At 44.5% G+C, this 12,968-nt stretch carries 16 protein-coding genes; 6 read left to right on the plus strand and 10 right to left on the minus strand.

Going from position 1 to position 12,968, the window contains the following annotated elements; translation table 11 throughout:
* Positions 1 to 22: 22 nt before the first annotated feature.
* The gene (locus PP178_RS11210; RefSeq protein ID WP_272594441.1) at positions 23 to 769 is read left to right on the plus strand and encodes a CDP-alcohol phosphatidyltransferase family protein; all 747 of its coding nucleotides are present in this window, start codon (positions 23 to 25) and stop codon (positions 767 to 769) included.
* A gap of 36 nt (positions 770 to 805) precedes the next feature.
* Here the strand turns inward: PP178_RS11210 and lptB are convergent, their stop codons facing one another.
* The 4 genes from lptB to PP178_RS11230 are packed head-to-tail and all read right to left on the minus strand — an operon-like array spanning position 806 to position 3,745.
* Positions 806 to 1,546, minus strand: coding sequence for an LPS export ABC transporter ATP-binding protein (gene lptB / locus PP178_RS11215; RefSeq protein WP_133644864.1), 741 nt, complete (start codon positions 1,544 to 1,546; stop codon positions 806 to 808).
* A 60-nt stretch (positions 1,547 to 1,606) separates the two neighbouring features.
* The gene (locus PP178_RS11220; RefSeq protein ID WP_272594442.1) at positions 1,607 to 1,978 is read right to left on the minus strand and encodes a carboxymuconolactone decarboxylase family protein; all 372 of its coding nucleotides are present in this window, start codon (positions 1,976 to 1,978) and stop codon (positions 1,607 to 1,609) included.
* Complete coding sequence (gene tatC, locus PP178_RS11225) at positions 1,956 to 2,780, minus strand: twin-arginine translocase subunit TatC (RefSeq protein WP_272594444.1); 825 nt, start codon at positions 2,778 to 2,780, stop codon at positions 1,956 to 1,958. Before tatC ends, PP178_RS11220 begins: the two co-directional genes overlap by 23 nt.
* Positions 2,780 to 3,745 (minus strand): KpsF/GutQ family sugar-phosphate isomerase, encoded by a 966-nt coding sequence (locus PP178_RS11230; protein WP_272594445.1) that lies wholly within the window; start codon positions 3,743 to 3,745, stop codon positions 2,780 to 2,782. Before PP178_RS11230 ends, tatC begins: the two co-directional genes overlap by 1 nt.
* 231 nt (positions 3,746 to 3,976) lie before the next feature.
* On the opposite strand from PP178_RS11230, the gene recQ reads away from it, so the two are divergent.
* Positions 3,977 to 6,178, plus strand: a complete 2,202-nt coding sequence (gene recQ / locus PP178_RS11235; RefSeq protein ID WP_272594446.1) for a DNA helicase RecQ — start codon at positions 3,977 to 3,979, stop codon at positions 6,176 to 6,178.
* A gap of 131 nt (positions 6,179 to 6,309) precedes the next feature.
* On the opposite strand, the gene PP178_RS11240 is transcribed toward recQ, so the two are convergent.
* The 3 genes from PP178_RS11240 to PP178_RS11250 are packed head-to-tail and all read right to left on the minus strand — an operon-like array spanning position 6,310 to position 7,283.
* On the minus strand, positions 6,310 to 6,618 hold the full coding sequence (locus PP178_RS11240; protein ID WP_272594447.1) for a CCC motif membrane protein: 309 nt from the start codon (positions 6,616 to 6,618) through the stop codon (positions 6,310 to 6,312).
* A gap of 17 nt (positions 6,619 to 6,635) precedes the next feature.
* Entirely contained in the window at positions 6,636 to 6,968 is a 333-nt protein-coding gene (locus tag PP178_RS11245) for a CCC motif membrane protein (protein WP_272594448.1), read from the minus strand.
* 9 nt (positions 6,969 to 6,977) lie between these two features.
* Entirely contained in the window at positions 6,978 to 7,283 is a 306-nt protein-coding gene (locus tag PP178_RS11250) for a DUF2752 domain-containing protein (RefSeq protein ID WP_272594449.1), read from the minus strand.
* A gap of 45 nt (positions 7,284 to 7,328) precedes the next feature.
* Here PP178_RS11250 and PP178_RS11255 point away from each other — a divergent pair, with 45 nt between their 5' ends.
* Entirely contained in the window at positions 7,329 to 7,505 is a 177-nt protein-coding gene (locus tag PP178_RS11255; protein WP_272594450.1) for a hypothetical protein, read from the plus strand.
* A complete protein-coding gene (locus PP178_RS11260; RefSeq protein WP_272594451.1) occupies positions 7,502 to 8,071 on the plus strand; it encodes a Smr/MutS family protein in 570 nt (189 codons plus the stop codon). Before PP178_RS11255 ends, PP178_RS11260 begins: the two co-directional genes overlap by 4 nt.
* A gap of 2 nt (positions 8,072 to 8,073) precedes the next feature.
* On the opposite strand, the gene PP178_RS11265 is transcribed toward PP178_RS11260, so the two are convergent.
* Complete coding sequence (locus tag PP178_RS11265) at positions 8,074 to 8,580, minus strand: hypothetical protein (protein ID WP_272594452.1); 507 nt, start codon at positions 8,578 to 8,580, stop codon at positions 8,074 to 8,076.
* 116 nt (positions 8,581 to 8,696) lie between these two features.
* Between PP178_RS11265 and PP178_RS11270 the strand changes: the two genes are divergently transcribed.
* Positions 8,697 to 9,845, plus strand: a complete 1,149-nt coding sequence (locus PP178_RS11270) for a cysteine desulfurase family protein (RefSeq protein WP_272594453.1) — start codon at positions 8,697 to 8,699, stop codon at positions 9,843 to 9,845.
* 2 nt (positions 9,846 to 9,847) lie between these two features.
* On the opposite strand, the gene PP178_RS11275 is transcribed toward PP178_RS11270, so the two are convergent.
* Together PP178_RS11275 and PP178_RS11280 are read right to left on the minus strand one after the other, a co-directional pair.
* Entirely contained in the window at positions 9,848 to 10,492 is a 645-nt protein-coding gene (locus PP178_RS11275; protein ID WP_272594454.1) for a hypothetical protein, read from the minus strand.
* A gap of 165 nt (positions 10,493 to 10,657) precedes the next feature.
* The gene (locus tag PP178_RS11280) at positions 10,658 to 12,346 is read right to left on the minus strand and encodes a M23 family metallopeptidase (RefSeq protein ID WP_272594455.1); all 1,689 of its coding nucleotides are present in this window, start codon (positions 12,344 to 12,346) and stop codon (positions 10,658 to 10,660) included.
* 331 nt (positions 12,347 to 12,677) lie between these two features.
* On the opposite strand from PP178_RS11280, the gene PP178_RS11285 reads away from it, so the two are divergent.
* A complete protein-coding gene (locus tag PP178_RS11285; RefSeq protein ID WP_272594456.1) occupies positions 12,678 to 12,968 on the plus strand; it encodes a hypothetical protein in 291 nt (96 codons plus the stop codon).

Here is a 12,968-nt window from a genome sequence, read left to right on the forward strand (position 1 = left end):
TCGTTTTAACAACGCCAACCCTATGAAAAAACATATCCCGAATTTTATTACACTCCTCAATGTATTATCCGGTTGTATCGCCGTGGTATTTGCGGTTCGGAACGAGATGGAACTCGCCGCCTTATTCGTATTCCTTGGGATTTTCTTTGATTATTTTGACGGGATGGCTGCCCGCTTACTCAATGTAAAAAGTGAGGTAGGCCTTCAGCTGGATTCCCTGGCGGATATGATTACCAGCGGACTAGTTCCGGGAATCGTAATGTTCCAACTTCTATCCATGTCGGTTACGGGTGGATGGAACCATACAGGAATGCTGGGAGGGTCGGAGGACGTGTTCGCATCACTATTGCCTTTCGCCGGTTTTATGATCACCATGGCATCTGCCTACCGGCTGGCTAAATTTAATATAGACGAAAACCAGGTAAGTTCTTTCGTGGGGGTTCCCACCCCGGCAAATGCATTACTGATCCTTTCCCTACCACTGATCCTCATTTACCACGCGAATGATTACCTAAACAGTATTATCCTGAATACCTGGTTCTTGCTGGGCATGACTGTGCTGAGCAGTTACCTGCTGAATTCTTCATTGAATTTGTTTGCGCTTAAATTTGAGAACTGGAGTTTCCGGGATAATGCACTCCGCTATATCTTTATCGTTGTCAGCTTTGTATTACTCCTGACACTTAAATTCCTGGCCATCCCTGCGATTCTTTTATTCTACCTGGCGGCTTCCATTATTACGGATGCATCCAATAAGACGACGGTTTAAATGTATTCCGAAAAAAGGATTTAGAAGGCCCTGGTGCTAGAAATCCAGTTTCTTCTTACGAAGCTCAAAATTCTGGCCCAAGTAAACCTTACGTACCATTTCGTCTTCCGCAAGGTCCTCCGGGATTCCTGATTTCAGGATACCCCCCTCAAACATCAGGTAAGATCGTTCTGTGATCGCCAGGGTTTCCTGCACGTTGTGGTCCGTGATCAGGATGCCGATATTTTTATTTTTCAGCTGGGCCACAATGCGCTGGATGTCTTCTACCGCAACCGGGTCTACCCCGGCAAAGGGTTCATCGAGTAGAATAAATTTTGGGTCCGTAGCCAATGCGCGGGCTATCTCGGTACGCCTGCGTTCTCCACCGGAAAGCAGGTCTCCCCGGTTTTTTCGGATGTGCCCCAGGCCAAATTCTTCTATCAGGGACTCCATACGCATATGTTGTTCCTTCTTGCTGAGGTCCGTGAGCTGAAGTACACTTAGAATGTTCTTTTCCACACTGAGCTTCCGAAACACAGATGCCTCCTGGGCCAGGTAGCCAATGCCGTTCTGCGCACGTTTGTACATTGGAAATTTAGTGATCTCCATAGAGTCCAGGAAGATCTGGCCCCCGTTAGGCTTTATCAGCCCGACGATCATATAAAAAGAAGTTGTTTTCCCGGCACCATTGGGGCCGAGCAGACCAACGATTTCTCCCTGGTTGACTTCCAGTGAGATACCCTTCACCACCTTGCGGCCGCGATAGGATTTCATAATATTTTCTGCCCTTAATTTCATATGTTCTGCTCGGCCAAATCTAAAACTTTCATTCCGGAAGCCGAAAGTTTTACGGGTTTTTTAACCTTCGCTTTCCTCCAGTGCTTCCCAGTATTCATAGGCTCTCCTAAGATGGGGGATCACTATGGTGCCCCCAACCAAAGTGGCGATAGAAAGGGTTTCCATAACTTCTTGCTTAGTGGCGCCCTGTTCCAGTGAGCTTTCAAGGTGGTACCGGACACAGTCATCACATCGCAATACGGCAGAGGCTACAAGCCCGAGTAACTCTTTGGTTTTTACATCCAGGGCACCCGGTGCAAAGGCATTGGTGTCCAGGTTAAAGATGCGTTTAATGATCTTATTGTCATTATTCAGCAACTTTTCATTCATGCGAGCCCGGTAATCGTTGAATTCTTTTACGGGATCGGGTTTATTTTCGTTCTTTTTTTGCATCGCGCTTAACTACGAATTTAGAGATGTATATACTGATTTGATAAAGGATAAGTACAGGTACCGCCACGATGATCTGGCTGGCTACATCCGGGGGTGTGATGACGGCAGAGATGATCAGGACGATAACCAGTGCTATTTTCCGGTATTTTTTTAAGATTTCCGGAGTGACAAGACCAATTTTGGTCAGGAAGAATATGATGATCGGTAGTTCAAATATTAAACCACAAGCGATCACGGATGCACGTACTGTTGAAATATAGGAGCCCAGGTCAATGTCGTTAAATACCTCCTCGCTCACCGTATAACTCCCCAAAAAGTTGATAGAAAGGGGCGCAACAACATAATAGCCGAACAGCACCCCGAGGAAGAAAAGGAAAGACGCGATAAAGATAAAGCCCTTAGAGCTCCTGCGCTCTTTCTCATACAGCCCGGGGCTGATGAATTTCCACATTTCGTAAAGAATATAGGGAAACCCAATAATGAATCCTGCCCAGATCGAGGTCCAGATATGGGCAGAGAACTGCCCTGCCATCACCCGGCTCTGCACCCGGAATGCCGGGCCATCACCACAGAATGCCTCGCTTAACCCAAGCCATTTTGACAGTTTGCAGAAGATTTCGTAGGTAGGGAAATCTGCTTTTTTTGGTCCAAAAATGACCGTGTCAAAAATAAAATCTTTCATAAGGAAAGCGACAAAGCCGATGATTACTACCGCCAGGGTAGATCTGATCAGGTGCCATCTCAGTTCTTCAAGATGGTCCAGGAAGGACATCTCGTTGGGGTTGTTTTTCTTTTTTGCCATCAGAGGATGCCTTCTTTAATGAGGTTGTGCAAGTGAACTACTCCTTTGTAAACACCATTATCCACAGCCAGTAGTTGCGAGATCCCGTGTTCTTGCATGATCTCCAAGGCTTTCACAGCCAGTACTTCTGTCTCGATAGTCTTGGGACTAGTGGTCATGATATCCTGAGCAGTCAGTCCGTTGATATGTTCATATTTATTCAGCATACGCCGAATGTCACCATCGGTGACAATACCCTTCAGTTCATCACCGTCAACCACCGCGGTGACCCCGAGCATTTTTTCAGAGATTTCAACGATTACATTCTTGACGTCCGATCCGATGGATACTTCGGGCTTTAAATTTGTTAAAATGATATCGGAGACCCTCAGGTATAGTTTTTTGCCCAAAGTGCCCCCGGGGTGGAAGCGAGCAAAATCCCGACTGCTGAAACCCCTGAGTTCCAGCAGGCAGATAGCCAGGGCATCGCCCATAACAAGTTGTGCCGTGGTGCTGGTTGTAGGCGCCAGGTTGTTGGGGCAAGCCTCCTTTTCAATGAAGGTGTTTAAAACGTAGTCGGCTTGCTGGCCAAGGGATGATTCCGGGTTAGCCGTCATTCCTATTAACTTGTTCTTAGCCTGTTTGATCAGGGGCACCAGCATTTTTATTTCCGGTGTATTCCCGCTTTTAGAGATTAACATCACCACATCGTTCTCCTGAATGATTCCCAGGTCTCCATGAATGGCGTCTGCCGCATGCATGAAAATCGAAGGGGTGCCGGTAGAATTCAGCGTGGCAACGATCTTGGAGGCAATAATTGCACTTTTCCCAATTCCTGACACAATGACCCTGCCTTTAGAGTCCAGTATGGTTGTAACAGCCTCTGCGAAGGCACTGTCAAGGAGGGTAGTAAGATTTTGAATAGCGTCAGCTTCCGTTTCTATAGCTTTTCGCGCTATTTCGAGGATGGCATTATTTTTGATCAAGGTCGATTGAAAATTAGCTAATTTGCGTCAGATTTTATTCCTTAAGAGGGAATAAAATCCTTTGAAAAATTTTATATTTAAGTAAACAAAAGTACGGAAACTTATTTTATAGGGATTCTTAAAGTTCGTCTTAAAATTGAATCCGCTTACCCCGAATTCCATAAATAGTTCATACCTTAATAAAATGGGTGTTAACCCTATGATAAAGTATTGGCAATTAAACAGTACAGCATGATTTTAAATGAGATTGATCTACATGCCTCACTAAAGAAATATTTTGGTTTCTCGCAGTTTAAAGGACTGCAGGAAGATGTGATCAGCAATGTAGTAAAAGGCAATAACACTTTTGTGGTTATGCCGACGGGTGGAGGTAAATCCATGTGTTACCAGTTACCTGCCTTAATACAGGAAGGGACAGCTATTGTTGTTTCCCCTCTGATTGCATTGATGAAGAACCAGGTGGATGCTATCCGAAGCGTCTCGTCCCATAACGGGGTCGCCCATGTATTGAATTCTTCCCTCACCAAAACCGAGATTAAGAATGTGAAGAGCGATATTAAGTCGGGCATCACAAAACTGCTTTATGTAGCACCGGAGTCACTCACCAAAGAGGAAAACGTAGAATTTTTAAGATCGGTACCCCTATCTTTTGTCGCCATAGATGAAGCCCATTGTATTTCTGAATGGGGGCATGATTTCCGTCCGGAATACAGGAACCTAAGAAGCATCATCAACAGGCTTGGAGATGATATACCTGTTATTGCTCTGACTGCAACGGCCACGCCAAAAGTTCAGGAAGACATCATCAAAAACCTAGGTATTCCGGAAGCAAAAGTTTTTAAGGCGTCTTTCAACAGGCCCAACCTGTTTTACGAAGTAAGACCCAAGACTAAGAATGTTGATGCCGATATCATCCGGTTCGTAAAGAAGAATTCCGGTAAATCAGGGATCATCTATTGCCTGAGTAGGAAAAAAGTTGAAGAGCTGGCCCAGGTTTTACAGGTGAATGGTGTTAGTGCTGTGCCTTACCATGCCGGGTTCGACGCTAAGACCCGCTCCAGGTACCAGGATATGTTCCTCATGGAGGAAGTAGATGTAGTGGTTGCAACCATCGCCTTTGGGATGGGAATAGACAAGCCGGATGTCCGTTACGTCATCCATCACGATATCCCTAAAAGTATAGAAAGTTATTACCAGGAGACCGGCCGTGCCGGGAGGGACGGTGGTGAAGGTCATTGCCTGGCATTTTATGCCTACAAGGACATAGAAAAATTAGAGAAGTTCATGTCCGGAAAACCTGTGGCCGAACAAGAGATCGGTAATGCACTGTTGCAGGAGATTGTGGCCTATGCGGAAACTTCTATGTCGCGTCGAAAATTCATACTCCACTACTTCGGGGAGGCCTTTGACGAAGTCCATGGTGATGGTGCAGATATGGATGACAATTCCCGTAATCCAAAAGAAAAAGAAGAAGCTGGTGGCGATGTGGTTAAATTACTGCAGGCAGTCAAGGATACCAGTGAAAAATTTAAGGCGAAAGAAGTGGTAAAAACCCTGACGGGTAAAACCAATTCCCTGATTTCCTCACACAAAACCGACACCAAATCGGTATTTGGAAGTGGGGCAGAGCATGATAAATCCTATTGGATGGCACTGATCAGGCAAGTTCTTGTAGCAGGTCTGCTACGAAAAGAGATAGAGCAATACGGTGTATTGCACATTACGGATAAAGGTCATGCTTTTCTTAAAAAGCCGGGTTCCTTTATGATGACAAAAGACCATTCTTACAACCAGGAAACAGATAATGCCATCGTTACTGCTGCCAAAGCAAATGCGGGTGTCACTGATGATAATTTGCTGAAGTTGCTGAAAGACCTGCGTAAAAAAGAGGCGCAAAAAAGAGATGTGCCTCCTTTTGTAGTGTTCCAGGACCCTTCACTACAGGATATGGCCCTGAAGTATCCGGTTACCATGGATGAGCTGGTCAACATACACGGGGTAGGGGAAGGGAAGGCCAAACGCTTTGGAGCTCCCTTTATCAAAATGATCTCTGACTACGTGGAAGAAAATGACATTGTACGTCCGGATGACCTGGTCGTTAAAAGTACTGGTGCTAATTCTGCCCTGAAGCTTTACATCATTCAGAATATAGACCGGAAGCTACCGCTGGATGATATTGCCTCTGCCAAAGGCTTAGAGATCCCAGAACTGGTCAAAGAAATGGAGCAGATCGTTTTTAGTGGTACTAAGCTGAATCTCGGTTACTGGATCGATGAAATTCTGGATGAGGACCAGCAAGAAGAAATTCACGATTATTTCCTTGAAGCGGAAACTGATAATATAGAAAAGGCCCTGAAGGAATTTGATGGCGAATATGAAGATGAGGAACTGCGCCTCTACCGGCTCAAATTCATGAGCGAAGTCGCCAACTAGTTCTATAAGGGTCATAATAAAAAAAACACCCCTGGTCTTCCAGGGGTGTTTTTGATTGTATACGGTGTTTAACTAATTATAAGGTTAAACACCGAATATTTGGAATGCCGAACCTTGGCTAGGCGTCCGCTTCAGAAATCGTCTAAATTTCCGGTAGTAACCAGCGCAATAATCACCCCAAAATACAAGATGAGCACTATAAGCATAAAAGCAGAGAGGCCTAATCCTACATAGGACAGGATTTTCCCGGTTTTTACGTTTTCAAAGCCGGAGTAAAGCCCGGGTTGGGATTCATAGAGCTGCTTGGCCTTCTTGGCCTGTGACAGTCCAATAAAGCTGAATATGGCAGCAAAGGGACCACAACACATCAGTGCACCAACCACGGAAAGAATTCCCATGGTGAGGGTGGTGCTGGCCCCTGGTAAAGTTGTTTGGTTCATAATTGGTATTTACAGGATTATTCTTCTATTCCCCATTCTTCCATCATTTCCATAGATCGCTCCATATAAGCGTCCCATCCTCCCATCTGTGAGATGGTATACAGGATATAGATGAGGGTTAATACACCGAGTGCTATTGCAATAATAGCCATGATCTTGGCGGTTTTTAGCTGGCTGTAATTGGAATAGGTTTCCGGGGCTGACATATACTTCTTTTCATCGCTCCTGATCAGGAGCAGGGCAATACCTCCCAGCAATATTCCGGGGACTCCCCAGATACAGCAGCATAAGTATCCCAGGATAGAAAGCACAATAGCTATAGTTACATTTGGTAATTTCTGTTGTTCCATAGTAAAGGATTAAATTAATTTGAAAATATAGTTGGTTAAAATGGTTAAAACACTAAGTATCATCAGGCTTATACTGATGGTATTAGCGTAGCGTATCCTGATAAAACGGTCTGCAATAAGGAAGGCAAAAAGTAAGATCAACGGAAATATGGCCGGGTACATGAGGAAGGCTTCTCCGAATTTACCTTCCAGCAAAAGCCAGAAAGATCGTTGTATCCCACAACCCGGGCATTCAAACCCAAAAATTTGTTTGTTCAGGCAGGGGAGCATATAATCTTTCCCTGAGGTGATAGCTATGGTTGGTTGGAGTTTCATCCCTTGGTCGGTTCCTCAACCGAAAATTACTACTATTTTTGAGGAATGAAAATAAAAGGAATCATTAATTTTCTGTTGATCGCCGGCGGAGCTAGTCTTTTAGCCAGTGGCGATACCCTGGTAAAGAATGAATACGCAATGAGTCTCGGCATCATCATATTGATGTTCGGTGTTTATAGAACGTCCAGGGGATGGAATAGTGAAAGATCGGAAGAAAGATGAAGGCAGAAAACTTCAATAAGCCGTTTTTCCGTGTTGGAGACAGGGCAGAAGCTATAGACGACCTGATTTCAGGGACAATTACCCATGTAGAGGGCGGAGTGGTCACCCTACAGACTGATGATGGTTTCCCGATGAGTTTTGAGATACATGAATTGGTACGGATCTCCGGTGAAATTCCTATAGAGATTAGCAACGCCGAGATATCCAGGGTGAAGGATGAGGAGGCCCGGTCTAAAAAACGTCGCAAGCCTGCGCTAAAACCCAAAGAGCGCAATGCGCCCAGGATGGAAGTGGATCTGCATATAGAAAAGCTTACCCAGGGATTTAAAAGGATGGAGACTTTTGAAATCCTGGAATTACAGCTGGAAACTGCAAAAAGACAACTCGATTTTGCCATTCGAAAAAGAATACAAAAAGTGGTTTTTATCCATGGGGTAGGCGAGGGAATATTGCGCGAGGAATTAAAATACCTTTTTAACAGGTATGAGGGGGTGCGCTTTTATGATGCGGATTATCAAAAATACGGTATGGGGGCTACAGAGGTGTATATCACCCAACAAGCCTAAATTTATTCCGAGGTTGTAATGGTCCCAAAATTACTGATCCTGAGGTCAGTGATCCGCTCTCCCTTATCATTTACCAGGCTGATATTGCTGATTACGATATTGTGTTCAAATTGGGTGCTGTCACTTTCACTCTGTATAGTGGTAACCAGAATTTCCCCCGCCGCAGCTTCTACTTCTTCAAGTACCGATGGATCTGCCGGAGGGAGATCATCACAGAAATAGGACTTGCTGACATCATCAGAAAAAATCCTGTAGATAAGTCTTGATTGGGTTGGAATGGTGCTAACAATAGTTCCATCAGAAACCTCGTTTTTCAGTACCCCGTCCTGTAAATCCAGGATAAGGGCCTGGTCTCCACTGATCTTAAAGAAAAAATCACTCTGCGTGGTCGTCTGGCTGTCGCAGAACTGGATGGACTCACCGTCAAAATCAATTGTCTCTATCTGTAGGTCACCGTCACTACATGCTAAAAACAGCAACGCGGTGAGGATTATAAGGTATCTTCCCATGTCCCAAATTTAATAGAATCCAGGCTGACTATCCTATAGCTTTAACTTAATTTTTAGGGTGATTTCGACAAATTTCAGCTATTTTTGGCTGCACCATTAAAATCTGATCATTTCTCATGAAAAGAGTATATCTCGATAACGCCGCCACCACCCAGGTACGGGAAGAAGTCATCGAAAAGATGCAGGAAGCTTTACGTGAAACCTATGGGAACCCTTCTTCTACCCATGGCTTTGGACGTAGTGCGAAAACGGCTATAGAGCAGGCGAGGAAAACCATTGCCAAAATCCTCAATGCCCAGCCTTCGGAGATTATTTTTACCTCGGGGGGGACAGAAGCGGATAATATGATTTTGAGAAGTGCAGTCAAAGATCTTGGGGTTAAGCGCATAATTACCAGTAAAATAGAGCATCACGCCGTACTGCATACGGCAGAAGCGCTTGCAGAAGAATATGGTATAGAGCTGCAGTGTATTGCCCTGGACCAGGACGGGAACCCGGATATTGAACAGCTTAGAGCAGCTTTGGTCAAGGATGATAAAAAAAAGCTGGTAAGCCTGATGCATGTGAATAACGAGATCGGGAATATCCTGGATATAGACCAAGTCGGGATGCTCTGTAAGGAACACGGAGCCTTATTTCATTCAGACACAGTTCAGTCTATTGGTCACTTTCATTGGGATGTCCAAAAGGCTCCTGTAGATTTCCTGACGGCGGCCGCACATAAATTTCACGGTCCAAAGGGGATAGGATTCGCGTATATCCGAAAGAATTCGGGTATACAGCCCCTGATACTAGGAGGCTCGCAGGAGAGAGGTTACAGGGCGGGTACCGAGGCATTCCACAATATCGTAGGATTAGAGGCTGCTATGATCGCTGCTTACGAATCCCTAGAGGAAGAAAAAGCCTATGTGGCAGATTTAAAACAATACTTCATTACAGGTTTAAAGGAAGCCCTGCCCGAAGTTCATTTTAACGGCTTATCGGGCTCAGCAGACAGGGGCACCTATACCCTTGTTAATGTATGTTTGCCTTATGATGAGCAGAAAGCTTTGATGCTGCTTTTTCATCTTGATCTAAAGGGGATTGCCTGTTCTAAAGGTAGTGCATGTCAATCCGGAAGTAACCAGGGGTCTCATGTGCTCAATGAAATACTCTCCGAGGAACACCTTAAAAGACCGTCTATCCGGTTTTCATTTTCTAAATATAATACCCGGGAAGACCTGGATCACGTGATTGCAACTCTGAAAGAGTTCGCGGAAGAATAGGTCTAGCGTTGTCGCTCCTTATCGTAAGGAAATTTCCGGGTAGCCTGTTTCATCATCCGGTCGATAAGATCATCTGTATTCTTTCCGGTGCGTTTATTGATCTTCTGCTCATATTTCCAGAGCAGCTTCCCGGAATCTCCGTCGCTTATCTTTATCCCTACCCGGCCATAGTCCGCATCACCAAGGATAAAATCGAAGATACTGGATTCTGCCGGCACCCCTTCTGAAAGCAAGATGTTCAGGTCAAGGTTTCCACTGATAATCCCATCAACTTCCAGGATTTTGCTGAGTTCCTTAATGGTGTAGGTATCAATATTGTCGTAATTGATATTATTCTTGCTGAGAATGGCATTGGTATTTTCAGTATTCTGGAAATCGACGGTGAATTTCTTTTTCTTCTTACCCCTGCCAAAGTAAGTTTCTAATGCCTCTTGTACGGCATAACCCTCTTTTTCCTGGAGCTTATATAATTCTGTTTTGGAAACACGCTCATCTAATTCAAGGTGTGTAAAGAATGGGATTATGGCAAGAACGGTATGTTCTTCACTGTACTCGTCAAAACGAGCACTTTCATAAATGTTTTTTTGACCATGTACCAATAAAGACAACATAATCGCCACTGCGGCAAGTAAACTTTTCAGTTTCATATGAATTATTTAAAATGGGCCCGATGGGACATTTATGCCGCAAAAATAATGGAAAATCTCCGGACCTCCATCCTCAATGCTCTTAATCTATAGCTAAATAACAAGCCTGTAAAACTCAGCCTTACAGTGGTTTCCGAGTTTGGTCTTTGCTTGCGAACGTGGTTATCACTTTCGGAAAAATGTACTTTTAAATACCGTGGTATTCCCAACGTTATCTTTTACAGTTACTTCCAATTCACACTCTGTTTTGTCCAGGATCTTATCGTCAAAATTATAAGTGATAGTACTGGTTTTTGGCTCGTACTCCATCAGTATCCATTCCCCGTTTATCGTCGCCGTATAACTATCTATTCCGCTCATGTCGTCAGAGATCAGTAGGCTCAGGTACCTGTAATTAGTAAGCCATTGCTTTGGCTTAAAGTTCTTGGTCCTAACTCTTGGGGGGGTAATGTCTTTAGCCAGGGTATATGTCCCCAATTGCCGTGTACGTGTTGTAAAGGTGTTGTTGCGTTTATAAGTATTACTGTAATCTGGCCTAAGTTTACTGTCCAGTCGCGCGATGAACCATTGCTTTCTTTCCTCCATGGGGATATGAGAGACGTCAAAACTGATGGTGAAATTCCGGTGTGCCGGTACGGTATTCTGGTGAATGCTAACCGTCTTCTCATCAGAGCTCAGATCCAGGTAAAAGTCGTTGTAAAACGTATTTGCCGGGAAATAGACCCTGGCGATTCCCAGGTCGTAATTATTTGGTTTCTGGGCGGCCAGGAAATAATCGGTCTTTTTTGGGGACTCCTTTATTTCCAGGGGGAGTCTTTTGCCCTGTACCGGGACTTTTAGTACCGTGGTATTCCCGGCAAGATCACGGATCTGTAGTATCACCTCGTAATTTTCACCTTCAACTACTTCTATCTTCCCTTCATTTTTAAGGGTGTTATAGATGCTGAGGTTATTGCCGGGTACCTTGAAGCATCGCTGAACTCTCTGGTAGGTTTTGCCAAAATGTTCATAATCGATCAAGGTGTTGAGGTAGCGGGTCTCGGAAAATGAAAAGGAGTCAAAATCCAGGTCACTGTAAACCTCCCCGTTCACCAGTTGAGTTACGGCATAGGGGCCATTCTTATTGGCCGCCATATCCTGCCGGTCATAGGTGTTCAGGCCAAAGCCAATGGTGCCTGCTGCGTTCAGGGTGTCCGCAACATAGGTTCCGTCAGTTTGTCGCCGGATATTCAGCTGTAATTTCGTATTAGCCCTGTTCACTTGGGCATCCTCGGATAGTGGGTAGGCATAAGCATCTACCAGGGTAGGGTTGGTGGCATCCCTTATGCTATACCCGAACAACAGGGGATTGATGGGCATCTCTGATACGCTGTTCCGGATCTCAAAATGTAGGTGTGGTCCGGAAGACCCCCCGGTATTACCACCATAGGCGATGAGCTCCCCCTTGTCTACAGTCAATTCTCCGTAGTCTGGGAACAATTCTATTTCATAGGTCTGTTTCTCGTACTGCTTCTTCTTGATGTATTCTTCGATTTTAGGAGCGAATTTCTGTAAATGGGCATATACAGAAGTATAGCCGTTTGGATGCGCTAAATAGAGCACTTTACCGTATCCCCAGTGACTGATCTTGATCCTGGATACGGTACCGGGACCTATGGCTTTAACCGATAGCCCTTCCCTGGATTGGGTTTTAATATCCAGCCCGGAATGAAAGTGGTTAGAGCGTAATTCCCCGAAAGTTCCGGCCAGGATAAGGGGAATATCTAAAGGCGAATCAAAGGCATCCTGCGGATAAGGAGATTGTCCGTTCAGCAGGTAACCTATTAAAAGGAAGAATGTTATTTTCAGTTTCATAGAATGGGAATTGCTGCGAAATTAAAGAATCGTGATTGAAATTTGTTCTAAGATCGTGCCATTTTAAGTTTTTTGGAACAGTGTTAGCAGTGAGTATATGAATTACGGGGGCTGAGCTGTAATTATAAACTTATTAAGGCGATTTGAGGTTTTGTTTTTGAAAGGAGATGCAGGGCTAGCAGATTGAAGGTCAGGTCCTCAGGATATATAGGGAAATGTATGGTATAACAGCCCATAAACAGGCCGGTAAACCCCTAATAATAATTCTTAAAACTATTGCGCATCCGATGCAGGTATGTTAACTTTGTGTTGAACGCATGGAATTCTGCAAATGAGTGAATTGGTTGAGATCGTTGATTCTCTGGAAAACAAGATCAGCAAACTGCTACATAAAATAGAGTTGCTGAGCCAAGCCAATAATAGATTGGAAGGAGAATTAAAAGATCTTGCCGCTGAGCGAGATACTATCCAGAACTCAGTCATGGCCTGGGAAGAGAAGTACAAAGCCCTGAAACTCGCAAATTCTATGCTGGGCAGTGATACAAACAAAACTGAAGCTAAGCTCAAAATAAACTCATTGATCAGGGAACTGGATTATTGTATTGAACAGTTGGCTGAGTAA

It is taken from the genome of Zeaxanthinibacter sp. PT1, assembly GCF_028464225.1.
Classification (GTDB): domain Bacteria; phylum Bacteroidota; class Bacteroidia; order Flavobacteriales; family Flavobacteriaceae; genus Zeaxanthinibacter.